This is a genomic window from Arthrobacter sp. TMT4-20, assembly GCF_054510775.1.
The window spans coordinates 1-22,979 of the sequence record NZ_JBTNDW010000022.1; the positions used below are offsets into that span (position 1 = coordinate 1).

At 61.4% G+C, this 22,979-nt stretch carries 25 protein-coding genes and 1 pseudogene; 16 read left to right on the forward strand and 10 right to left on the reverse strand.

All coding sequences use genetic code 11. From position 1 onward, the window contains the following. The 5 genes and pseudogenes from ACX80Z_RS15200 to ACX80Z_RS15220 all read left to right on the forward strand — a co-directional run. Positions 1–130, forward strand: a pseudogene (locus ACX80Z_RS15200) (acyl-CoA desaturase); the annotation flags it as partial. A gap of 159 nt (positions 131–289) precedes the next feature. After that, positions 290–676, forward strand: coding sequence for a DUF7793 family protein (locus tag ACX80Z_RS15205; protein ID WP_459316443.1), 387 nt, complete (start codon positions 290–292; stop codon positions 674–676). A gap of 66 nt (positions 677–742) precedes the next feature. Beyond that, the gene (locus ACX80Z_RS15210) at positions 743–1,861 is read left to right on the forward strand and encodes an alcohol dehydrogenase family protein (RefSeq protein ID WP_459316444.1); all 1,119 of its coding nucleotides are present in this window, start codon (positions 743–745) and stop codon (positions 1,859–1,861) included. 101 nt (positions 1,862–1,962) lie between these two features. Continuing rightward, entirely contained in the window at positions 1,963–2,454 is a 492-nt protein-coding gene (locus tag ACX80Z_RS15215) for a DUF2243 domain-containing protein (protein WP_459316456.1), read from the forward strand. Positions 2,455–2,558: 104 nt separating this feature from the next. Further along, entirely contained in the window at positions 2,559–3,284 is a 726-nt protein-coding gene (locus ACX80Z_RS15220; protein WP_459316457.1) for a cytochrome c oxidase assembly protein, read from the forward strand. On the opposite strand, the gene ACX80Z_RS15225 is transcribed toward ACX80Z_RS15220, so the two are convergent. Continuing rightward, positions 3,281–3,688 carry a DUF302 domain-containing protein gene (locus ACX80Z_RS15225; RefSeq protein WP_019481457.1) on the reverse strand — a complete coding sequence of 136 codons (408 nt, stop codon included), beginning with the start codon at positions 3,686–3,688 and terminating at the stop codon, positions 3,281–3,283. The genes ACX80Z_RS15220 and ACX80Z_RS15225 overlap by 4 nt on opposite strands. 121 nt (positions 3,689–3,809) lie before the next feature. Here ACX80Z_RS15225 and ACX80Z_RS15230 point away from each other — a divergent pair, with 121 nt between their 5' ends. The 8 genes from ACX80Z_RS15230 (at position 3,810) to ACX80Z_RS15265 (ending at position 11,138) form a co-directional block, all read left to right on the forward strand. Continuing rightward, positions 3,810–4,307, forward strand: coding sequence for a hypothetical protein (locus ACX80Z_RS15230; protein WP_459316445.1), 498 nt, complete (start codon positions 3,810–3,812; stop codon positions 4,305–4,307). A 167-nt stretch (positions 4,308–4,474) separates the two neighbouring features. After that, positions 4,475–5,248, forward strand: a complete 774-nt coding sequence (locus ACX80Z_RS15235; RefSeq protein WP_459316446.1) for an ATP-binding cassette domain-containing protein — start codon at positions 4,475–4,477, stop codon at positions 5,246–5,248. Between the two features lie 68 nt (positions 5,249–5,316). Next, positions 5,317–6,036: an ABC transporter ATP-binding protein gene (locus ACX80Z_RS15240; RefSeq protein ID WP_459316447.1), complete on the forward strand. Its 720-nt coding sequence runs from the start codon at positions 5,317–5,319 to the stop codon at positions 6,034–6,036. Between the two features lie 32 nt (positions 6,037–6,068). Then, complete coding sequence (locus ACX80Z_RS15245; protein WP_459316448.1) at positions 6,069–7,280, forward strand: MFS transporter; 1,212 nt, start codon at positions 6,069–6,071, stop codon at positions 7,278–7,280. After that, positions 7,277–8,806 carry an ABC transporter substrate-binding protein gene (locus ACX80Z_RS15250; protein ID WP_116778976.1) on the forward strand — a complete coding sequence of 510 codons (1,530 nt, stop codon included), beginning with the start codon at positions 7,277–7,279 and terminating at the stop codon, positions 8,804–8,806. The genes ACX80Z_RS15245 and ACX80Z_RS15250 overlap by 4 nt, the downstream gene beginning before the upstream one ends. Next, positions 8,803–10,575, forward strand: coding sequence for an ABC transporter permease subunit (locus ACX80Z_RS15255; RefSeq protein WP_459316449.1), 1,773 nt, complete (start codon positions 8,803–8,805; stop codon positions 10,573–10,575). The genes ACX80Z_RS15250 and ACX80Z_RS15255 overlap by 4 nt, the downstream gene beginning before the upstream one ends. A gap of 50 nt (positions 10,576–10,625) precedes the next feature. Then, positions 10,626–10,937: an ArsR/SmtB family transcription factor gene (locus tag ACX80Z_RS15260; protein ID WP_116779005.1), complete on the forward strand. Its 312-nt coding sequence runs from the start codon at positions 10,626–10,628 to the stop codon at positions 10,935–10,937. Between the two features lie 39 nt (positions 10,938–10,976). Beyond that, positions 10,977–11,138, forward strand: coding sequence for a zinc transporter permease (locus ACX80Z_RS15265; RefSeq protein ID WP_165802636.1), 162 nt, complete (start codon positions 10,977–10,979; stop codon positions 11,136–11,138). A 60-nt stretch (positions 11,139–11,198) separates the two neighbouring features. On the opposite strand, the gene ACX80Z_RS15270 is transcribed toward ACX80Z_RS15265, so the two are convergent. The 8 genes from ACX80Z_RS15270 to ACX80Z_RS15305 form a co-directional block, all read right to left on the reverse strand. Then, positions 11,199–11,588, reverse strand: coding sequence for a hypothetical protein (locus tag ACX80Z_RS15270; protein ID WP_459316450.1), 390 nt, complete (start codon positions 11,586–11,588; stop codon positions 11,199–11,201). Between the two features lie 4 nt (positions 11,589–11,592). Next, positions 11,593–11,715 carry a type B 50S ribosomal protein L36 gene (gene ykgO, locus ACX80Z_RS15275; RefSeq protein WP_082471366.1) on the reverse strand — a complete coding sequence of 41 codons (123 nt, stop codon included), beginning with the start codon at positions 11,713–11,715 and terminating at the stop codon, positions 11,593–11,595. 29 nt (positions 11,716–11,744) lie between these two features. Further along, positions 11,745–12,791, reverse strand: a complete 1,047-nt coding sequence (locus tag ACX80Z_RS15280) for a GTP-binding protein (RefSeq protein WP_459316451.1) — start codon at positions 12,789–12,791, stop codon at positions 11,745–11,747. 78 nt (positions 12,792–12,869) lie between these two features. Further along, positions 12,870–14,627 carry an arsenical pump-driving ATPase gene (arsA, locus tag ACX80Z_RS15285; RefSeq protein WP_024477098.1) on the reverse strand — a complete coding sequence of 586 codons (1,758 nt, stop codon included), beginning with the start codon at positions 14,625–14,627 and terminating at the stop codon, positions 12,870–12,872. A gap of 8 nt (positions 14,628–14,635) precedes the next feature. Next, positions 14,636–14,836 (reverse strand): arsenic metallochaperone ArsD family protein, encoded by a 201-nt coding sequence (locus ACX80Z_RS15290; protein WP_083850803.1) that lies wholly within the window; start codon positions 14,834–14,836, stop codon positions 14,636–14,638. Positions 14,837–15,174: 338 nt separating this feature from the next. Next, on the reverse strand, positions 15,175–16,017 hold the full coding sequence (locus tag ACX80Z_RS15295; protein ID WP_459316458.1) for a F510_1955 family glycosylhydrolase: 843 nt from the start codon (positions 16,015–16,017) through the stop codon (positions 15,175–15,177). Positions 16,018–16,150: 133 nt separating this feature from the next. Beyond that, a complete protein-coding gene (locus ACX80Z_RS15300) occupies positions 16,151–16,789 on the reverse strand; it encodes a DUF305 domain-containing protein (RefSeq protein ID WP_459316452.1) in 639 nt (212 codons plus the stop codon). Between the two features lie 117 nt (positions 16,790–16,906). After that, positions 16,907–17,221 (reverse strand): hypothetical protein, encoded by a 315-nt coding sequence (locus ACX80Z_RS15305; protein WP_156808922.1) that lies wholly within the window; start codon positions 17,219–17,221, stop codon positions 16,907–16,909. A 346-nt stretch (positions 17,222–17,567) separates the two neighbouring features. Between ACX80Z_RS15305 and ACX80Z_RS15310 the strand changes: the two genes are divergently transcribed. From ACX80Z_RS15310 to ACX80Z_RS15320, 3 genes are all read left to right on the forward strand, one after another. Beyond that, positions 17,568–19,751 (forward strand): malate synthase G, encoded by a 2,184-nt coding sequence (locus ACX80Z_RS15310; RefSeq protein ID WP_459316453.1) that lies wholly within the window; start codon positions 17,568–17,570, stop codon positions 19,749–19,751. Beyond that, positions 19,748–20,176 carry a GlcG/HbpS family heme-binding protein gene (locus tag ACX80Z_RS15315; protein ID WP_019481279.1) on the forward strand — a complete coding sequence of 143 codons (429 nt, stop codon included), beginning with the start codon at positions 19,748–19,750 and terminating at the stop codon, positions 20,174–20,176. Before ACX80Z_RS15310 ends, ACX80Z_RS15315 begins: the two co-directional genes overlap by 4 nt. 191 nt (positions 20,177–20,367) lie before the next feature. Continuing rightward, positions 20,368–21,432, forward strand: coding sequence for a spore photoproduct lyase family protein (locus ACX80Z_RS15320; protein WP_459316454.1), 1,065 nt, complete (start codon positions 20,368–20,370; stop codon positions 21,430–21,432). Between the two features lie 56 nt (positions 21,433–21,488). On the opposite strand, the gene ACX80Z_RS15325 is transcribed toward ACX80Z_RS15320, so the two are convergent. Further along, positions 21,489–22,694: an MFS transporter gene (locus ACX80Z_RS15325; RefSeq protein ID WP_459316455.1), complete on the reverse strand. Its 1,206-nt coding sequence runs from the start codon at positions 22,692–22,694 to the stop codon at positions 21,489–21,491. Positions 22,695–22,979 lie beyond the last annotated feature (285 nt).

The following is a 22,979-nucleotide window of genomic DNA, read 5'->3' on the forward strand; positions in this document are numbered from 1 at the left end:
CAAAGTCCCCTACACCGAGGTCGGTGTCGCAGCCTCCTACGGCGCAGTGGTGTCCTACCTCAACCGGGTAGGCCTCGCCGCACGCGACCCCTTCGACTGCCCCATGGTCAATAAATACCGGCACCAATAGCCCTAACGACTTTTTTGGCACCATGACAAGGACCTATAGCCATGTTGGACCTGGATCAATGGCCAACCAGCCGACTCCTTCTCACCGCCACCCGACTAAATGAAAACGCCTGAAATAGGGAACTCGACGGCAGCGGAGTAAAGCGACAGGAACTATCCGATGGATGACAGTGAAGCAAACCAAAGGTTCTCGCTCCTTCCCCATAGCGGAGGCTATATCGAAGTCCAGTGGGACCAAGGGGTAACTGTCTCGAAAAAAGACGCCATGGAGCTCGTCAGAAGCCTTGCGAAAGTATCGCCAGCTCTGTGTCTACCAATGCTCGTCCACCTCAACAAAATGATCTCCCTCAGTAGACCGGCACTGTACGCCTTCGCGTCGGGGCTCAACGTTTCTGCACTAGCGATCGTCGGACCGACAGCCGTCGACCGCGCCATCACCACCTACTTCAAAGAAGTGCACGAACCGCCCTATCCCACCCGATACTTCGAGGAGGTCATCTCTGCTGAACGCTGGCTACTTGATCCGCACAGGAATCTGTCGGGTTGATGGACGCACGACAGGCCATTGGCGGAGTCGTTGGCGACTGCTCGGTAGATAGAGCAAAATGGGTGAATGCCCACGATTCATCCCCCAACCAGGCCAGTCCTCGAGGGGAAGACCATGATGGCGATTGTCACTACCGGGGTTGGTGGCTACGACCGGCTCGAGGTGAGTCGGGTTCCAGTCCCGGCGCCAGCCGAAGGTGAGGTATTAGTTCAGGTGTTGGCAGCCGGCGTCAACAATACCGAAATCAACACCAGACTCGGTTGGTACTCGTCATCGGTGGCGACAGGCACCAATGACGCAGCAGAGAACGTTTCCGGGCAGACGTCGACGCGGCCGGACGGGGGTTGGAACACGGCCACCCCGTTCCCCCTAATTCAGGGCGCAGACTGCTGCGGACGTATTGTCGCCGTCGGTCGCGGGGGCGACGAGTCTTCGGTTGGGGCTCGGGTACTGATCCGCGCATGTATGCGCACGCAGGGATTCTCCTCGATGGAAACCAGTTGGTTAGGGTCGGACCGGGACGGAGCGTTCGCTCAATTCGTTGCTGTCCCCGAACACGAGGTTTTCACTGTGGATTGCGACTGGAGCGACGCCGAATTAGCCACCATTCCTTGCGCTTACGGAACGGCGGAGAACATGGTCCGCCGTGCAGGTGTCACTTCGGGGTCGCGGGTAGTGGTGACGGGTGCCTCCGGTGGCGTTGGCTCGGCCGTCATACAACTCGCCAAGCGACGTGGCGCTCATACCATTGGCATCGCCAGTGGGGCCAAACAGGATCGGGTCCGGGCCCTGGGAGCGGATACAGTCCTCGGGCGGGACGAGGCGCTAAGCGTGCTGGGAGCGGAAAGCGCCCACGTCGTGATCGACAACGTGGCCGGCACCGGTTTTCCCGCGATGCTCAGTCTCCTCCAGAGGGGAGGGACCTACGTATCCTCAGGCGCCATCGGCGGACCTCTTGTCGAACTGGATATGCGGACCTTTTATCTGAAGGATCTCACCTTGATCGGGTGCACAGCGTGGGACGACGCGGTATTCCCTAGCCTCATCTCCTACATCGAGCGTGGGGAGATTCGGCCTCTCCTAGCCAAGGTCTTCCCACTTGACCAGATCGCGGCCGCTCAACGTGAATTCCTCGATAAGGTACACGTGGGTAATTTCGTTCTTATTCCACCCGCTCCCCTGTAATTGAGGCGTATTCTGCCGATCGCCGACGTGCCGTAGCTATTATGATGAAATGTGCAATTGCTACCCCAAGGTGAAGGGAAGCTTCGATGCCTACCGGCAGAATGAGCAGAAGCAGTGGTGTGGATAAAGGCTCCCGTGGGCCTGACTCGGGGCTTGAACGGCGCGTCGTTCTCTCCGGTTTCCTTTTCGGGTGCGGGGTCGCGGCATCGATTATTGACTTGTTTATCTTCCATTTGGGTTTGCAGTGGCACCACTTCTATGACCTGTCCACCACCGAGGTCGCGCTGACCGCTGACGGTTTCTTTCACGCGTTCGGTTGGTTTATTACTATTTGGGGCCTGTTCGTTTTGGCTGACATTCGTCGCCGCGCCGAGGTGAATTGGAAGCGATGGACTGGGGCGCTCATTACCGGAGTTGGGTCTTTCCAACTTTTTGACGGCGTTATTGACCACAAGGTTCTGCGCATTCATCAGATTCGTTATGACGTGGATTTGCTGCCCTACGACGTGATCTGGATAGGGTCTGCCATCGTGCTGTTACTGGTCGGGGTGTTCATTCTGTGGCGGACTCGTCCGCCACAGACATCGGACTGAAGGTTCAGCCAGTGGATCGGCAGCATCAACACGACCATAACTCTCCCAGCAGTTCAAACGACGACGTTTATGTTCTCGGATGGATAGCTTTCGATGCCCTAGTTGTGCTGCTCCTGGTTGCGGCCGCGGCGGGTTACGCCCTTGCCCTCTGGGCGGCGCGGGACCGTGGACGGTGGACCATAGGTCGAGTTATGGCTTGGTACGCGGGTCTGCTCTGCATCGGGGTGGGACTAGTTGGGCCTATTGCCGCTGCTGCGCGCACCACTTTCACTGCTCATATGACTGGTCACCTACTCATCGGAATGGCTGCTCCGCTGCTGCTGGTACTCGCGGCGCCCCTTACTCTGGCCCTGCGCGCTCTGACGGTGAGACGGGCGCAGGTCCTCACCCGCTTTCTGAGGTCTCCGCCCCTCCGGTTCATCACCCACCCGACGGTCGCAGGCGGGCTCAATGCGGGAGGACTATGGGTTCTCTACACCACCGACTTGTACTCACTAATGCACACTTCGGTGCTGCTTCATGGAGCGGTACATATGCATATCCTTCTGGCAGGCTACCTTTTTGTTGCGTCCCTGATAAGTCCCGATCCCAACCCACACCGGGCCTCGATCCAGATGCGCTCCGTAGTCCTCATCGTATTCATCGCCGCTCACTCCATTCTGGCTAAGTGGCTCTACGTCCATCCTCCGGCCGGTGTCGAGATCTCCGATGGCCGGACAGGCGCGCAGCTGATGTACTACGGCGGTGACATCATCGATATCACCCTTATTGTTCTCCTTCTGGCTGGCTGGTTCCGAGCCACCCAACCACGGGTAGCTAGACCGGGTTAACTACTGAGGGCGGCCAGGGCCTTACGCAGGCGGCTGCTGGCGTCGTCGGCGACCTCTTTGACCGCTGGCGCATCACTGAGCTGAACCATTGTCTCCGGGTCGATGGCCTCGATTGTGGTGATGTCTGCGGCTTTGCTTCGACGGACCACGACGTTGCAAGGCAGGAGCGCGCCGATTTCGGGCTCGGCCGCAATGGCCCGGCTGGCCAGGGCCGGGTTGCAGGCACCGAGGATGGTGTAATCTCCCACGGCGTCCGCGGCTTCGGTGCCGAGCTTGGCTTCAAAGGTGGAACGAACATTAATCTCGGTGAGTATTCCGAAACCCTGAGCTGATAGTGCTTCCCGGGTAAGTTCCAGGGCTTCAGCCCAGGGAAGCGCAATGGTGGTGCTGAGTGTGTACGTCATGGTGCTCCTGGAGTGACTCGTTGACGGATTCGTCCGATAGGTCACCGGACAAGTTTTCCCACGTTCTTCTAGGGTATTCGACGACACATTCCGACCGCCGGTGATCCTTTAAGGTGATTCTATGTCCGCCTCGTTTGTCCTGACCCTCTCTGCCGTCGCATCTCTGCTGCTAATTCTCCGTCTGGCGGTCCCGTTCCTCCCCCTAAAGCGGGTTACCCGACGGTTGACTCCGCTGGATCTGGCCCTGACGGTCGTGGGTGTGCTGGGGTTGATCCTGCATTGCGCGTCAATGTTTTTCCGCTCGGTAGTGGCCGCGATACCAGGCAGCGGAAGTGTGATCGACCAGATCAATTCCATGGGAACGGCGAGCATGATCTGGTACGCGGTCCCCGCCCTCATGGTTCTGATGGGATTGCGCCGCCAGCATTGGATCGCCCTGATTCTCCTGGCCGTATCACTCTTGGCTGTAGGCATCACCATGTACAACGGCACCGCGGTGTCGACCCATCTGGTCACCATCTTCGCCGCGGGTGTGACAATCGCCGCCACAGTCTTCCTCCTCAGCGCGCCGCCCTGGTCCCGGAAACCAACGCCGGACCTTCCCTATCCCCCGGGTTGAGTCCCGGGACGGACCGACCCCCCGAGGCTGACGAGAAGCCAATCAGATAGTCCCCCACGACAAACCCTGAGGAAACGGCAGTACACAGGGCGCCCCAGTTGAGAACCATCCGCATTATCGGTATCTTAATAAGAACGATAATCAATAATGGTGAGCTGGGGTGCGTGGTGAGTTTGGTCTTGCAGGATCTATCGATCCGTATTGCCTCCCAATACCTGGTCAAGGGCCTGTCGCTGACTATCTCCCGCGGTGAAGCGGTAGCCCTGGTGGGCCCCTCCGGGTCCGGTAAATCTCTGACCGCGGCAGCCCTGAGTGGGTCTCTTCCCGGAGGTGCGATGGTCCGGGGCGAGCTGGAGGTTGACGGACAAGCGGCACCTTTGGAAGACAGAACCCGTCCTGGTATCGCCGCTGTACGACAGGACTCGCTCACATCCCTGCACCCGTTGGTACGGATCGACCGCCAGCTCGTTCCTGTGCTTCTTCGGTCGAATGTAGCCACCACTCACGCGGCCGCATTGGCGCGGGCGGAATCGATGCTCGAAGAGGTAGGTTTTACCGATCCCAGACATGTGTTGCGCAGCTTCCCCATGGAACTGTCCGGAGGCCAGAGACAGCGGGTCTGCATCATTCAGGCGCTCGCATGTCGGGCGTCGTACCTGATCGCCGACGAACCAACCACAGCCCTCGATGTTGTCTCCCAGCAGCTTGTCCTGTCCGCTTTGCGCGCGGCAGCTGAAGCTGGCGCGGGAATTCTTTTCATCACCCACGACGTCGTCGCCGCGGTTTCCTTGTGTTCACGGGCCGCGATTATTGACGGCGGGTCGATCGTCGACCAGGGTTCTTTTTCCCACCTGGCCAGCGAAGCGGCCCATCCCGTCGCGGATGCGCTCACCCGGGCAGCTCGACAACCAGCCACACCAGACAAGCACACCACCGCATGACGGCCACTCTTTCGGCCAGGGATCTGCGGCTTTCGCTAGCACGGCCCGGGCAGGCGTTCCGCCGGAGCATGCCCACGAAGATACTTCATGGAGTATCCCTTGAGGTCTCCAGTGGGAGTAGCCTGGGGCTTGTCGGCAGCTCGGGTTCCGGTAAGTCAACGCTGCTCCGAACGCTCCTTGCTCTCGAGGAACCAGCCTCAGGTTCGGTCACCTTGCAGGGCAGACCTGTCCAACCGGGTTCGTTGAGGTCATTGCGTTGGTTCCGGCGCGAGGTGCAGTACGTGCCTCAGGATCCGGCGAGCAGCCTGGATCCTCGGATGACAGTGGGTCAGCTGCTCCGTGAACCTCTCGTTTGTCTGGGAATCGACGGACAGCACTCCACCATCATTCGTGAAGCGCTCGGGCGGGTGGCATTATCCGGGTCCACCGTTGGCAAGAGACCGTTCGAGTTATCCGGCGGGCAGAATCAACGTGTAGCGATCGCGCGTGCGCTAGTGGTACGGCCATCAATTCTTCTCGCAGACGAACCGGTGAGCGGACTGGATTTACCGCTGCGCAATCAGGTGCTGGAAGTCCTGCAGCTACTTGTCAACGAACAGGGCCTGGGAATGCTGTTCGTATCTCACGACCTCGACGCGGTCGCCGCCGTGTGCGCCGAGACTGCCGTCCTCGCCGATGGCCGAATCGTCGAATACGGACACACTGTTCACCTCCTCAACCGCCCCCGGCATGAGGCGACACGCGAACTCAATGCGGCACGGCTAGCGCGGAGCGTCACCGCACAATGATCGACGCCGCCCTTCCGAGGAATCCTGTCTCGGTGTCATTGGTCCTGCCCATCCAATTGGTCTTCAATATTGGCTTCTACGCGGTAGTACCGTTCCTGGCACTCGTGATGACGGATGACCTGGGTCTCGGTGCTGCCGCCGTCGGGCTTGTCCTTGGCGCACGTACGTTCAGCCAGCAAGGAATGTTCCTCTTCGGCGGGGTGATCGCCGACCGCTGGGGGCCGCGCCGGAGTATCCTGACGGGTTGTGCTGTCCGCGCAGCGGGTTATTTGGGGCTCGCAACGTCGGAGAGCTTCTGGACTTTCCTTGGCAGCGCGGTGCTGACCGGCGTCGGCGGCGCATTCTTTTCCCCAGCCGTTGAAGGACTAGTCGGTACATTGGATCGCGCCCAGTCTACGAATGGCAGCAGGCGCAACCTGTTCGCGTGGCTTGTCTTCGTTGGGGAAATTGGTGCCGTCGCCGGGCCTCTCATTGGGATCGGGCTGCTGCCCAACGGGTTCCCGGTTGTTGCCGGATCGGCTGCACTGCTCTTTCTCGGCGTCGGCATCGCGCTCTGGCTACTCCTGCCGAAACACGGTCCTGCCTCGATAGTCGGCGGCGAACCCCGCAGTCGCGCATCGGCATTACGCGGTGCGTTCGCCTGCCTGGGGGATCGCCGCTTCGTCTGTTTCGCCGGCTTCTTCAGCGTGAACCTCCTGGCCTACAACCAGTTGTACTTCGCGCTGCCACTTGAACTCGCCCACAGTGGAGCAGGCGGCGGCACTTTGGCTGTGTTGTTCACCCTGGCTTCTGTTCTGACTATCGCTCTCCAACTGCCGCTGTCGGCTGTAGCTGCCAGGCTGGGGCCCGCCGCCACGCTAAGAACAGGATTTGCCTGTATTGCCGCGGCATTCGCGGTGATGGGCCTGCTTGGCACAACCGGCATGAATCTCCTTCCTGGACTTCCCGCAGCGAGCGGCCCCGTTTCCTTCGTTGCCCTCCTCTGCCTGGGCCACATGCTCGTCGGTCCGGCAGGGATGCAGCTCGTGCACCACTTCGCCGGACAGCGGCCGATGAGTGCCTACTACGGGCTCCTCGCCAGTTGCGGCGGCATCGCGGTACTCATCGGCAACACGCTGTTCGGAGCATTTCGTGATGTCGCCGGCGGCTTATCCAGTTGGGTCCTCCTCGTCGTTCTGGCCACCGTAAGCGCGTCCTTCCTCCCCCATGTTCTTCCCCTTCCCCAGCAGAAAGATCGCTCATGAACCGCCCCACGCCACTAACCGTTCTCGCCGTCTCGACCATCAGTTGCTTTGCGCTCACAGGCTGCTTCTCCCCCGGGCCCGATGGCTCGCCGCCGGCCTCCGGAGAAGATGGCGACGCGCGGATCTCGATTGCCATGCTGCAGCCACCCCGGTCGGGTCTCACCCCTTTGAGCGACGACGCCTTCAAACTCTCCCGCTGGTCCACGGCCGAAACCCTGGTGGTCCTGAACCACCTCGCGGAGGCACAACCTTCGCTAGCCACAGGGTGGCAGCAGACCACGCCGACCGAGTGGACCTTCACTCTCCGCGAGGATGTCACCTTCCACGATGGAACCCCGCTGACAGCCGACGACGTCGCCCGATCGCTCACGACAGCGGCGACCGCCTCACCAACCCCTCGCATCCTCGACGGCGTCGACCTGACCGCCGTCGCCAGCGACGACCTGACGGTGACTGTGACCACGGCGGTAGCCGATCCATTGGTGCCCCAACGGCTATCCAGCCCCCAGCTCTCGATCCTGGCTGCCAGCGCCTACGACGACGACGACGCAGTCGACCCGGTCGGCACTGGTACCGGGCCCTTCATCCTTACCGCCGTGGACGGGACCTCAGGCGCGACTCTGGACAGGAACAACGACTATTGGGGTGATCCCGCAGCTGCTGCAGGAATCGACGTCCAATTCGTGCCGGACGGCACCGCACGAGCTGCGGCACTGCGCACCGGAACGGCTGACGTCGTCGAGGCCATCCCGGTGGGCCAGGTGGCACAGATCGACGAGGATCTGATCTTCGAGGTGCCCATGCCACGAACCAATACTCTCTACCTCAACACAGAATCAGGTCCTTTCGCGGACCCCCAGGTCCGTGCCGCCGCTCGCGAAGCTATCGACCGGGCATCGATTGTCTCAGGGGTCTACGAGGGCCGGGCCGACGTGGCGGAAGGCCTTCTTGGACCTGCACTTCCGTGGGCTGCCGACGCACGCGCCGACGAGTATCGGGAGATTCTGGAGCAGCGTCCTGAACCGGCAACGGTCGACGGCGTCAGCATCAGTCTGGGAACCTTCACGGACCGGGCGGAACTCCCCGAGGTCGCGGTACAACTTGAACAGCAGCTCGAAGCCGCTGGCTTCATCGTTGAACAGGATGTGCGCGAGTACCAGTTCATCGAGGCGGATGCCCTCGACGGCACTTTCGATGCCTTCATCCTGTCCAGGGCGACAGTGCTGGACTCCGGCGATCCAGTGGCCTATCTGTATAGCGACTTTGGCTGCGACGGTTCCTTCAACCTCTCCCAGTTCTGCGATCCGGCGGTTGACGAGGCCCTGCGGGTCGCGGCCGCGCTGCCCGCCGGGCCGGACCGCCGCGAGGCCATTATGGCGGCTGAAGCCGAGATCCTCAGTCGCGACGCAGCTATTCCGATGCTGCACGAAAGGGTCATCCAGGGTGAGGCAGCAGGGACCGAAGGGGCAGCGCGTGACCCGCGGGAGCGGCTGCTCATCACCGGTGACACCCGCGCCGACCGGTGAAGCGGTTTCCTACCAGCGGATTCCTGGTAAGCCTCTCGCGAGGTGGAGCCCTGCTCGCCGTCGTGGTGGTGATCGGCTTGCTGCCCTGGCTCTCCGACCAGAGTCCCGAGTACACCGTGCTGCGGGCCCGCTACGCGGATCTGGAGGTGACGCCTGAAGCGCTGAGCATGGTGCGGGACGAGCTGGGCCTGGACCGGGGTCCAATTCTGGTGTTCTTCACCTGGTTCGTTGGCGCCCTCTCGGGTGACTTCGGTCAATCCTGGATCTCCCATGCGCCGGTCCTCCCGGGCACCCTCGCCGCCCTGGCGGTATCCGTCACTCTGATGATTGGAGCCGGAGCAATTGCACTCCTGGTGGCCAGCATGTTCGCCCTACCGTCCCTTCTGCGCAGCGCTAGGGGCGAACATCGGCGGGGAGCGGGACTGCTTGCGACGACGGCGACATCCCTGCCGGAATTCCTTCTGGCCTCGCTATTCCTCGTTATTGGCGCTGTTTGGCTCGGCTGGTTCCCACCCTCCGGCTGGCTCGGTGTCCACTACGCCGTTCTACCCTCCCTGGCTATGGGCCTGCCCGCGGGAGGACTGATGGGCAAACTCCTCGCTGACGCCGTCAGCGCAGCCGGGGAAGAACAGTGGGTATCAGCATGGCTGTCTGCCGGATTCACACGCCGCCAGATCGCGCTCGGAATCCTGCGCCGAGCACTACCGAACGTCTCCAGTCAGGTAGCGCTCGTCGTCGTCGGCCTGACCGGTGGCGCGGTAGCTGTTGAACGCGTCTTCGCCATCCCTGGCCTCGGTAGGGCAACCCTCGGTGCCGCCACCGCACAGGACATCCCCGTCCTCCAGGCTGGCGTGCTCGCACTTCTGGTGTTGGCAGTTGTGGCGGGCGTCCTTGCGGCACTGACCCGGCGGGCCCTACTCGGTCCCGCCGGGCGGCTGGGGGTGGTGCCGGTCGCTGTTGTTCCACCGTCCTTCCGCCGCCGCGACCTGGCAGTGCCAATCGGGGCGGTATCGCTTCTGGCGGCCCTCGCGATCGCCGGTATGCTGCGCGATCCTTTCACCTCGGCCCACTCCCGGCTCGCCCCACCGAGCTGGCTGCTGCCCTTCGGAGCTGATGCCAGCGGGCGGGACCTGCTCGCCCGGGTGGGACACGGCACCGCCTCCACGGTGGGTACGGCGCTCGCCGTCGTTCTCCTATCACTTCTGATTGGAGTGCTGGTGGGTTCGTTACCGCGGCTGGGAACGGGTCCGCTGGAGGTGGCCAACGCAGCCCCTCCCGTCATCACCGGGATCATTGTTGCCGCGATTGCAGGCACGTCCGCTGGCGGCGCCGCACTCGCCGTAGCGCTCGTGAGCTGGGCGCCTTTAGCTGCGCACACTGCGGCGCTGACCCTCCAGACGAAAAGCCTGCCCTTCGTCGCGGTCCTGCCGGTCCTTGGCGTGGGTCGGGGCCGGATTATTGTTCGGCATATCCTGCCGCACATCGCCGGACCATTGTTCCGGCACGCGATGCTCCGGTTGCCGGGTACCGCCCTGGCTCTGGCAGCATTGGGTTTCCTCGGGCTCGGCGCGAACCCGCCGAGCCCCGATTGGGGCCTGATCCTGGCCGAGGGAATGGCCTATGTCGAACGCGCACCCTGGACCGTGTTAGCCCCGGCCTCGGCCTTGATCCTTTCCTCTGTCCTGGCGGTGTCGGCCTCAAGTATTGCCTTTCCTACCCTTGAACGCAGGCGGAAGCGTACGACGACGAATATCAGTCCAGCTGGATGATCGGCACTGACCTATTGCATAAACGCATGCAGACATGTTTATATATTATTATGGCGGATGACGAGCAGCTGGAACAGGTTGCCGAGCTGTTCAAAGCGCTGGGGGCTGTGTCACGATTGCGAATTCTGACTGCCCTGTCCGACAGAGAGGGATCAGTGAGTGCGCTGGTCGCCACCACTGGCCTCTCCCAGCCACTCGTGTCACAACATCTGCGGCTCTTGCGAAGTATGAACCTCGTAACCGTGAGCAGATCGGGGCGCGAAGCCGTCTACGCATTGACCGACGAGCATGTTGCCCATGTCATCGAGGACGCGATCGCCCACACGGTCGAAGCGTCCCCGACACCCAGTCACAGCCACTGAATATGAAACTGCGGGAACTCCCGCACCAAGGAGATACCGATGACCACCGAAACGCACTCAGAACACACAATTCACGAGCACGATCACAAACACGGTTCGTCTGATTGCACCCATGAAACCGTCGAGCACGGCGACCATACCGATTACCTTCATGACGGGCACCGCCACGCGGAACACGGCGATCACTACGACGAGCACTAACGGTCGCTAGACCGAACGGCGCCGCCCCCACGGGTCGGTGCCGTTCGTTTTAACGACGTTCTAGGCTGGGTTAGTCGCCACGCGGACGGGTGCGCCGGTTCCGAGCACCGCCCCGGAAAGCTTGCCGGGTAACGCACTGGGTCGACCATCCTGTGGATGCCAGCGCTCAACCCAGGCGGCGAGGGCTTTTAGCCGCCCGGGGGCTTCGAGGCCGCCCAGCCAGATTGACGGCCCAGTCAGTTCACTCGTTGAAGCGCGAATGGCAACAGCGGCGACGGCTCCGTGGGCACATTGTTGCAGGCAGGATGCCGAGATAAGCACCCCGCCCGACGACCGGGCGACTGCCGCGGCCAGCTCGCCGTCGTCGCTAGCTTTAACAAGGGCAGCGCACCGGTGACCCACGCACAGCGCCACCACGATCCCCGTTGAACCCTTTGTATTTTTGACCATGGCGTCAGCCTTGGCGGGCCTTCATACGCGGATTCTTCTTATTGATGACAAAAGTTTTGCCTCTGCGGCGGACGATCTGGGCTCCCGGAACTTTTTTCAGTGCGCGGAGGGAATTGCGTACTTTCATGGTTCTCCTTCAGGGGTTTCTGTTTGTCTTTATCGGCTGGTTTTGTTGGGTGCATAAACAAGGGGCGACCGCAGTTCCTCATCCGTCAGTGCGCAGGCTGCCAGCAGGCTGGTCACCTCGAAGTCATCGATGTCATCGCCGGTCAGAGCGAGGTGAGTGCCGCGGCGCCACTGCCCCTGTGGATCGCTGGCCCAGGGGCCGCCGTTGCTGAGGGCTATGCGCGGGCCAACACCGAACACTGCTACTTCGGTCTCCAGCAGACCGGCAATCCAGACACCGCCCCGAACAAAGCAGCAACCCTCGGAGATGGCACCCAATGCTGATCGAAAGCGATCGGGATGCAGTAAAAGGTCCGTGCGGTATTCGAAAGTGCGGAAGGGCCCGGACGACGTCGACGGCACCGCGACCGCTCCGGGACAACTTCGGGCGCGGGCTGCTTCGTCGTCGTGCGCCCCAAGGTGGGCCGCGATCGCCCCCCGGGCGGGCAGCATCCGCACATGCGGGGCAAGCTGTCCGATGAGCTGAACACCCCTGAGACTCAGTTCCTGATCCGATGGCAGCAGATCACTGACAGTGGTGAGCACCGTGTCAGCAAAGAGTAACTCCCCCATCAGGAATTCGCCGGGGGTCCTGCCATCCTCGGGAACAGCCGTGTAACCAGACTCAAACAACGTGTGGTGGTCCCACAGTTGGTTCTCCACGTCCTCAGGCTGTGCGGCCAACGCTACCGAATCCACAGTGAAATCCTCCCGGGCGATGGCATGAATCCCGTCAATCGCGTTCTCGGCCGTGGTGCCCGGCGGCAGCCCGACGATCGCCAGAGAGGTGCCGGCAGCGGCCAGGCGTATCAGGACGGGGACCAGATCGAACCGGACGGTGCAGCTCAGACAACCGTGTTCTAGTACAGATGACTCTCGTTCCACCAGTTGGTCATTCTGATGGATGCGGCGCGTCACCACTGAATCGTCGAGCAGGTCGTGCAGCACCACTGGAACTTCCGGAGATAGCGCGGCCAATTGAGATGTGGCGTTGTTGCGACTGAGTGCGTCCAGCGAAGTAATGAGGATCAAGTGCATTCCATCATCTTATGAGAATCATTCTCAGAAAGAAAGTGGGCGGTCCATTCGGCCCTCCCTCGCGGCACGCATACGCACCTAGATCGAAGCGAGAGCCGTCAGAGCCCTCAGTTTCTCCTCCCCTATGGGTTCCTCGGGCAACAACGGAATAAGAGCCACTCGGTCGGTCAAGGCGCGTACCTTTGCCATCTGTTCGATTTCGCTCGCGGCGCGCGCCCGCAGAAACGGCGTCTGCGGGTGTGCGGCGGCAATCGAGCTATTGATCACCCAGGCCCACGGGTGGATTCCTGCCCGTTCCAGATCACTTTTCAACTCTTCGGCTTCGAGGACAGGTGTCGTTTCGGCCAGCGTGACAAGAATTACCTTGGTCTGCGCAGGATCCTGCAGCCGCATCAGGGGCGTCACGAAGCCCATGGTATCTCCAGCCTGGCGGGCAATTTCCCGGTGGTATGAACCGGTCGCATCCAGGAGTAACAGCGTGTGACCGGTCGGCGCGGTATCGATCACCACGAAGCGCCGCCGGGATTCCTGGACCGCCTTGGAAAACTGCCGGAAGACAGCCACCTCGTCAGTGCATGGGGACATCAGGTCCTCAGCTAGGGCGGCACGACCATCATCGTCCAGGTTCCGGCCCTTGGCTTCCATCACGTGGCTCCGGTACTCCTGAATTGCCGCTACCGGATCGATACGAGATACCGTCAATCCAGGGACTGAACCGTGCAGTGTTTCGGTGAGGTGCGCTGCAGGATCCGTCGTGGTGAGGTGGACCGCGTGCCCCCTGCCGGCGAGTGCGACCGCAATGGCGGCAGCGACGGTGGTTTTCCCTACCCCGCCCTTCCCCATACACATCACCAGGCCACGGCTGTCCGATTCGATCTCGTCAACCAAGGCTGCCAGTGGCGCGTCCTCGACCTCCGGTGTCTGTGTCGTCTCGTCAAGGATGGCCGGTCTGGACCCAGTCGCGAACAGAGACCTAAGCGCCGGTACGCCGACCATGTTGCCTGGCTTGAGGCCCAGCACATCGAGGGGCAGCGCGGCGACCGCTTCAGGAATGGCCGCGATGGCGGCAGCTTCCCTGGACCGCAGGGCCACGGCTAATCTCTCGTCGCCGGCGGCTTCCGGCAGGACACCGTTAATGACCACGTACCCGCTCCTGATTCCGATCTGGTTGAGCTCGAGATAGGTACGCTCGATCTCAGCCAGGGACGACGTCTGCGCCCGGCTAACCAAGACAAGCCGGGTCCTGGCGGGGTCCGTGAGTGCCTGCACTGCTTTGGCATACACCTGCTTGTGTTTCTCGAGCCCTGACAAAGGGCCCAGGCATGACGGGTCTCCTTTGCCAGTCTCGAGGAAATCGGTCCATGAACCCGGCAATTGAAGAAGGCGGATCGTATGGCCCGTAGGAGCTGTATCAAAGATGATGTGGTCGTACTCCCCATAGGAGCTCTCGTCTGCGAGCAGGTTGGTGAACTCGTCGAAAGAGGCGATTTCCGTGGTGCACGACCCTGAAAGGCTCTCGGCGATGCTGGCCAACTCAGTCTCGGGGAGGAGGCCCCGAACGGGTGCGATGATCCGTTCCCGGTACGCCTCGACGGCCTGCTCCGGGTCGATCTCCAGCGCGGAGAGACCCGGAACATCCTGAATCGCGGTGACGGTATTGCCGATGACCATACCGAACACTTGGCCAACGTTTGAGGCTGGGTCGGTGCTCACCAGCAGAACTTTCTGACTGGCATTGGCGAGTGTAAGAGCCGTGGCGCAGGCTACGGATGTCTTACCCACGCCACCTTTGCCAGTAAAGAACAAGAATCGTGGTGCGTTCTCGAGAAACTTCATCCCCGGACCTAGCCGCAACTCGTTGAGCCGCCGCAGCAGCCGCCGGACTTTGCGCTCAGGCCAAGTGCCGGTCGTGTGCGCGACTCAACTCCGAGGCTTTGGAGATGACGCACGTCGGCGGTGACGTCCACCAGGGACTGGTCCACATCGGGGCCACACACACCCGTGTCGCGACAAAGCGTAGTTTCGTAAATTCGGATCACAGACATGTGGTTCTCCCTGGCTTCCACAAAGGTTCGATTCGATACCGAACCAACGAGCCCCGGTCACCCCGGCCGTCGCCCGGAAGAGGCCGACCAGCGCAATTGCGGTTCCTCACTATGATATCGATATTCATCGATGTAGAGCCATCACCTTGTCGCCGGACCGTTCAAAGGCCTGACCTACTTATCTGGTGCAGGTGAGATCGGATGCACTGGTCACCAGCCTCGCTTTGAGCTCGTCGCCCTGAGGGAGCGCCGCGGGTAGCGGCTGGCCGGGCGCTCCCCAGGCTTCCTCAGCGGGTCGCCGTATTGCAGCTTTAGCCGTCCAGTCTCCGAACCAGCGGCTACTCCTGATTGACTCGGATGTCCGTGAAGGACTGCCCGTTGTCATCGGAGACCTGGACACCGGTTTCGGTCGCGACCCATATTCGCAGGGTCAGATCCCCGACCAGGTGCGTGGCTATCGCGGCTGCCTGACCGGGGATCGTTCCTTGCTCGACCCAGGTCAGGCCAGCGTCACGACTGGTGTAGATCTGGCCCTCGGGTGTAATCCCAGCAGCGGCACCTTCCGAAAGGGCCGTGAACATCAGCAGGGGTGCACCGGGCACGGCATTCCACGTTTCGCCGTTGTCCGTGGAGCGTTGCAGGCCGTCCTCTGTGGTCGCCAGAACAATACTGTCCCGTGGCGTTGCGGCCAGGTTGAACACCGGAATTTGTTCTGCCACGGATTCCCAGGTGGTCCCGTCGCTACTCACTTGCAACTGGCCGTCGAAACCGACTATCCCGTTGTCGGTTGAGGCGAGGGCATGGAAATCGGACTCCCCTTGCCGGGACAGCGGCTGCCACGTGTGCCCCTCGTCGGTGGACCGAATTAGCCCCACCGGGTCGGGAAGATCAGATCCCGGACCAGGGTGTCCGGATGCATAAAACTCGCCCTCCCCTGCTGAGGTGAAACCCATCAGATCGATGGTCGGGCCGATCTTGATGGCCGGTGACTCTGAGACGTCGAACAGGCCATCGTGGGTGGCGAGGAAAACCCGGTCCGTGCCAGGGTTCACGCTCATGCCGTGGACGTGACCCGTTGGGTAACCTTCTGCACTGGCTGACGGGGCAGCGGTAGCGGCACTGTTGGCTCCCTGCGGGGGTTGTGGCGAACAAGCGGTAACTGCCAGAATCCCTGCAATCATGACTGCCGTCGGGGCGGCCCGTGGTGGGTGGGGCAAAGAAAAGTGGATGAATTTCACGTCAATAGTCCTTGAGTCAAAATGGGAACGGGTAGGGAGGGCAATGGTGCCCTCCCTACCCAGAGCCTGTGGCGGGTTAGAGTTCGGCGAGCAGCTGTTCCATTTCCTGGATTTCGGCGAGCTGGGTTTCCATGATGGTCTCGGCGAGAGCAATTGCCGCAGGGTTCTCCCCGTTATCGATTTCCTCGTGGGCCATCTCCACCGCCCCATCGTGGTGTTCAATCATGGATTCCAGAAACAACCCGACCGCGTCGTCACCCTCAGCCGCTTCCAGATCAACCATCTGATCTTCATCCAGCATGCCGTCCATCCCACCCATCCCGCCCATCTCGTGCCCAGCCATGCCACCGTCGGGCATGACCGGTCGGTCCCACGCTTCGAGCCAGCCGGTCATGATATCGATCTCAGGACCCTGCGCAGCCTTGATCCTGGTGGCGAGATCGGTAATCTCAGGGCTGACATCGTCTTTGGCAAGCATCATCTCGCTCATCTCCACCGCCTGCTGGTGGTGAGGAATCATCATCTGGGCGAACATGGCATCCGCGGGATTGTGCTCGGCGGATACCACAGCACTGGATTCGGTGGGGGAAGTAGTTCCCTGGGTGGAAGCCGTTGGCTCGGCCACCGGGGTAGTCGTGTCGTTGTCGCTTACGCAGCCCGCGAGTGTGATGACGGCTGCGACGCTCAGCCCTGTGATGGGGAGGTAACGCTTCATAGTGATCTGATCCTTTGTGAATTCATCTGATGAATAGTCTGCAGTGGTGCCCTCGACGGGCATGCATGCCTTTGGCTGGAAGCCTTTGCGCTCACCAGAAAGGCAGGTGCCGGTTTTTTATGTCCGGCTGATACAGAGTTGGATCAGTGAAGGAACGGGGATCGATAGGGGTCGTAAACGGATCAGTGGCGGACCGCGGAGGAGCACCGACCCGGGAACGAACCGGCCGGAACGGATCAGGAACCCCAGAATGGCGACGACGATGATCGCCAGGAGACACATTCCCAGGACTGCGCTGTCGTTGCCGCATGACCCCACGCAGCCCTGCCCTGATTCGCCGGAGCTCCCGTCCGTAGAAGCGGCGGGGGCAGCATTCGCCTGGACGTGGTGCGACCCGCTCATAGCCGTCGCAGATTCGGTGTCCAATGTCATAGGACTAGCAGAGAACACAGCACCATCAGCCGCGTCGCTCCACGTTGAAGCTCCGTGCGTGGACGGGCCGTGACCGCCCATCCACACATGCATTGCGAGGATCGCGACAATGATGGCGGCAAACCCCAAAGAGGTTAGGGCTGTTCGCGACAGATCGAGCATCGCCCTTAGCCTGATCCTGCCTGACACCGCCATTGCCCTTTCATTTTTCGTTGACTGCTTCCAGTTTAGTGAACTTCACGCAGAGCCGGAGGTCGGGCTGTGCATTGACATGCGGAGCAGCGCTGGCTAGGTTTTGATATTGGTAAACTTTTTCCACCTTACGAGAATCTAAGGGGCGGGCATTATGCCGAACTATTTGGAGATCAACGGCCTCAGCGTCGCCGAGGAGCTTTATGACTTCGTCCGGGACGAAGCTTTGCCTGGAACGGGGATTGAAGAGGGAGCTTTTTGGGCTGGCGCGGCCGCGGTCATCACCGATTTCTCGCCCCAGGTGGGGGAACTGCTAGCCATCCGGGACCGGATGCAGCAGCAAATTGACGAGTTTCACCGCTCGCAGGGGGCGGAACCCGTGCAGGAGGAAGCCTACGAGACGTTTCTCCGCTCAATCGGTTACCTGGTCGACGAGCCCGGAGACTTCGCTATCACGACCGACCGGGTGGACCCCGAAATCGCAACCGTGTCCGGGCCTCAATTAGTAGTCCCGCTCCTGAATGCCCGGTTCGCTGCCAACGCAGCAAACGCTCGATGGGGCTCACTCTATGACGCGCTCTACGGCACGGATGCAGTTGACGACGGCGATGGTCGCGAACAGACAGGTGCCTATAACCCAGTCCGTGGCGCCGCCGTCGTGGCACGTGGGCGGCAGTTCCTGGATGAGTACCTTGGTCTGGCGGGCGGATCCCACGCTGACGTCAACGCCTACCGAATTGCAGACGGCGCTCTCGTCGCGGAGACACCAGATGGTTCGCTGGGGCTGGTCGACCCAGGGCAACTGGTGGGCTATCAGGGAAGCGTGGACGCCCCCGAATCAGTATTGCTGGTACACCACGGACTTCACGTCGAAATCCTGATCGACCGCACCCACACCATCGGTTCAGGGGACCCTGCTGGGGTGAAGGACGTTGTGTTGGAGTCAGCGATCACAACCATCATGGACCTCGAAGACTCCGTAGCAGCGGTCGACGCCGGGGATAAGGTCTTGGGCTACCGCAATTGGCTGCAATTGATGCAGGGCACCCTGACTGCCGAGATTGCGCACAAGGGAGGCACACATACCCGGCGGCTCAACTCCGACCGCACCTACACAGCATCCGACGGCTCGGAGCTGACTCTGCCCGGACGCTCGCTGCTTCTCATCCGCCAAGTAGGCCACCTGATGACCAGTGATGCTGTCCTGGACTCTTCCGGAGCGCCGGTGCCCGAGGAGATCCTCGACGCCCTATTCACTGGACTTGGCTCCGTACACGATCTGCGGGGCCCACACGCCGGGCGCAACTCGCGGGCCGGATCGGTGTACATCGTCAAGCCGAAGATGCACGGTCCGGGTGAAGTCGCAGTGGCCTGCGCACTGTTGTCGGCCGTAGAGCCCGTGTTGGGCCTTGAACCGCTTACCCTGAAAATCGGCATCATGGACGAAGAACGCCGTACGTCGACCAACCTGAAGGCTTGCATCTGGGAGGCGCGGGACCGTGTCGCGTTCATCAACACCGGATTCCTTGATCGCACCGGCGACGAAATCCATACCTCGATGATTGCTGGCCCCATGGTCCGCAAGGCCGACATGCGTAACTCCAGCTGGATCGCGGCCTATGAGGACGCGAACGTTGATATAGGCCTGGAGTGCGGGTTCAGCGGGCGGGCCCAAATCGGTAAGGGCATGTGGGCGGCCCCTGACAATATGGGCGACATGCTCAAGCAAAAGGTTGCGCACCCGCTTGCCGGCGCGGACTGCGCCTGGGTCCCCTCCCCGACCGCCGCGACCCTGCACGTTATGCACTACCATCAGGTCGATGTGGATGCCCGGCAGGCTGAACTAGCCGGGAAGCGTCGCTCGACCCTGCGGCAACTGCTCACCATTCCGGTCGGTAACCCCTCTGACTGGAGTGCGGATGACCGACGTAGCGAGCTGGATAACAACATTCAGAGCACCCTGGGATACGTCGTGCGCTGGGTGAACGACGGCGTCGGGTGCTCCAAGGTTCCCGACATCCACGGCACAGCATTGATGGAAGACCGCGCAACCTGCCGCATCAGCTCCCAGCACGTCTCGAACTGGGTGCTGCACGGCATCGTAACCGAGGAAGAGGTCGACGCTTCCCTGCAACGAATGGCTGTGGTCGTCGACGAGCAGAACGCCTCGGACCCCGCCTACGTGCCAATGTCCCCGGCGTTCAATACCGAGGCGTTCCTGGCAGCCCGCGAACTCGTTCTAGAGGGCGCCGCTCAACCATCGGGATACACCGAACCCATTCTGCATCGCCGCCGTGCCCTGCATAAGCAAGCCGACAATCGAACGAGGTCATCATGAGCCTGACACTGACAACCGCCCAATCCATCATCGCCGACGCCCTCGCGGCAGGTCAGCAGCAGAACTTCAAGCCGCTGACCGTCGTCGTGCTCGACGCCGGCGGCCACGTCATCGCCGCTGCGCGCCAGGATGGTGCCTCGAATAATCGCTTTGAGATCGCGCAGGGTAAGGCGTACGGAGCGCTGGCCCTCGGAATGGGTTCGCGGGCAATTATGGAGCGCGCCGAGCAACAGGCGTACTTTATTGCCGCAGCGACAGCCACTCTGGGTGGCCGACTCATCCCAGTGCCCGGTGGTGTCCTGGTGCGCGACAATGACGGCACCATCCAGGGAGCGGTCGGCATCAGTGGGGACAGCTCAGACAACGACGAAGCCGCCGCGTCGACCGCAATCAAGGCTGCTGGCCTGACGGCACAAATTGACTGAAACCACCGTTGCCGGGTGATAGGTGGCTTACGCTCGTAACCACTCTCTGGGACCGTCAAGGCGCTCGAACGCCTTGACGGTCCTTTCGGTAGGATGCCCTTCCTGTCCCCCCTGCTTTCCCGGTTGACTGCCGTAAGAGGCCTTCGGCATAACCGGTGCCCTCATCTTGGGTACCTTGGGAGAATAGAGTGATGGAGTTCAACCGGCTGTTACAGATCCGTCGCATCTATGCCCAACCCGCTGCATTGGAGTTGCCACGAGGGAAAGAGATTGTCCAACGATGGCCGGGAGCCGAAGTTGTGCTTGTCGACAACCACTGGAACATACCGGACCTCCACGGTGATGAGACCAACGTTCCCCGCTGGTCCAGGATCAAGACGGAAGCGCTGGTACTCGGGGTCAAGAAATCGTTGGCCGTAAAGCCGAACGGCCGGTCAGCGGATTTCATTGCGCCCTCAACGGCCAACGGTTGCGCCATGGCATGCGCTTACTGCTACGTACCCCGACACAAGGGATACAGCAATCCGGTAACCGTGTTCGCGAACATTTCGCAGATCGCAGGAGCGCTTGATCGGCACGCCGCACGACAGGGCATGAAATTGGAGCCCAACCAGTGCGACCCGGAACTTTGGGTCTACGACATCGGCGAGAACAGCGACTGTTCAGTCGACGCGCTGATCAGCGATAACGTGGAGGACCTCGTCACGCTCTTCCGCGATGTGCCGAACGCGAAGCTGTCCTTCGCCACCAAGTACGTTAACCCAGCGATGCTCGGGTGGGACCACGGCGGTCATACCAGGATCCGCTTTTCCCTCATGCCCGCGGAGCTGGCGAAATCGATTGACGTCCGAACCTCGCCTGTGGCCGAACGGATGGCTGCGATCAATGACTTCGTGGAGGCCGGGTATGAGGTACACGTCAACTTCTCCCCCGTCATCATCACGGACACCTGGCTCAGCGATTGGGAGGAACTGTTGCGCCAGCTTGATGCCAAGCTAACGCCCGCCGCTAAAGCGCAACTGGCGGCGGAGGTCATTTTCCTGACCCACAACGAGCGGCTACACGAGGTGAATTTGGGGTGGCATCCGCAGGCCGAGAAGGCGCTGTGGCGCCCAGACCTGCAGGAATCGAAGGTTTCGTCCAACGGCTTCACCAACGTCCGCTACCGCTCAGGGAGCAAGGCTGGCTATGTTCGACAACTGCTTGCCCTGATTCGGGATATCGCGCCGTACTGCCGCATCCGCTACGCGTTCTGAGCCTGGACGAACGACACATCACTCTGGGAGATCCTGCTTCGGTAGTCGGCTTTCGCTCAATCAGTACCGCGGATCACGTGGTCACGTCCGACGAGCAAACCCGTCCCAGCGAGAACCGCCATGATGCCAGCGGTGACAATGAGTGGAAGCGTCCAACCCCCGCTCACATCGCGAAGGCCGCCGAACATCACCGGCCCGACTGCACCCAGACCGTAACCGACAGACTGCGCCATGCCCGACAGGGACGCCGCCTGCAGGTGATTGACGGTCCGGAGGCTGAACAGCGACAGAGCAATAACAATGAGGCTCCCGCACCCGATTGCTCCCAGAAGGATCCACAACAAGATGAGGTCCGGCACCAGTGCCAGACCGAGAAACGTCACGAACATGAGAGCCCCACTCATGAAGGATACGAACCGTTGGTCCACGCCTCGATGAATGATCCCTCCTGCGGCAAGACTGGCGAACACGCTGATGAGCAAAAATACTGACAGGTGAACTCCCGCGGTGGTGGCAGGGATTCCGCGACTTTGCTCGATGGAGGGGAGCCACGCCATCAAAACGTAAAAGCCAATAGATTGCAGGCCCATGAAAATCGTCACCTGCCAACCCAAGGCTGAGGCCCATGGCGACCGGTGAGGGGCCTCCGGCATGGTGGCGTGCGGAGTATCCAACCTGTGCCGGCGCAGCCACGGCAAGAGCACCGCCATCGCTATCAGAGCCAGTCCCACCCAGATGCCAAGGGCAAGCCGCCATCCCGCCGGAGACATTTGTGCCACGGGCACGACGACGGCGGCCCCGATCGCGGCGAACGCAGCCTGGGTGGCGGTGTAGCTTCCGGTAACCTGGCTGACCCGCAGTGGAAAGTCCCGCTTCACAAGCGACGGCACCAAGACATTGAGAAACGCAATAGCCAAGCCGATCAGCACGGTGCCCAGCCAGATGAAACCGGGCACGGGTAACGAGCGAAGCACGATGCCGACGGCGAGGATCAGCAGTGATAGCCACAGCGTACGATCAAGACCCAAACGGGACGCGATGCGGGGCGCGACGGGTGAGAAGACTGCAAAAGCGATGAGCGGAAGACCTGTAAGGAGTCCTGCCGCAGCACTGGATAACTGGAGATCGCCGCTGATGTTCTCCAGCACCGGGCCCACGCTGACAAAGGACACCCGAAGGTTAACTGCGATGAGCAGAACGCCGATGAATGCGAACCCGAACCTAACAGTGCGGTCCTGCGAGTTCCGAGCAGTAGCCAGCATAGACTCTTCTTCTATCCTTCAAGAGGTGTGGGGCGCCATCGCCCTCGGACTCGCATCATACGGGACCGGTCCCGGCCACCACATCCACCCTCCAACAAACAATGGGGGCGCTGCGGCCGGAATCCGTTCAAGGTGGCAAACCCCGGTGCTCCCTGCCGTCCCTGGGATGTACTCGGGTCTGTAACTTTTTCGGTGTTTTCAGCATTTTAGTTAGTAGGTTTCGGCTGCCGGCCAACGCCCGGCGAAAGTGATGGCAAAGGCATTCAGCGCGGGTTTCCACCGTAC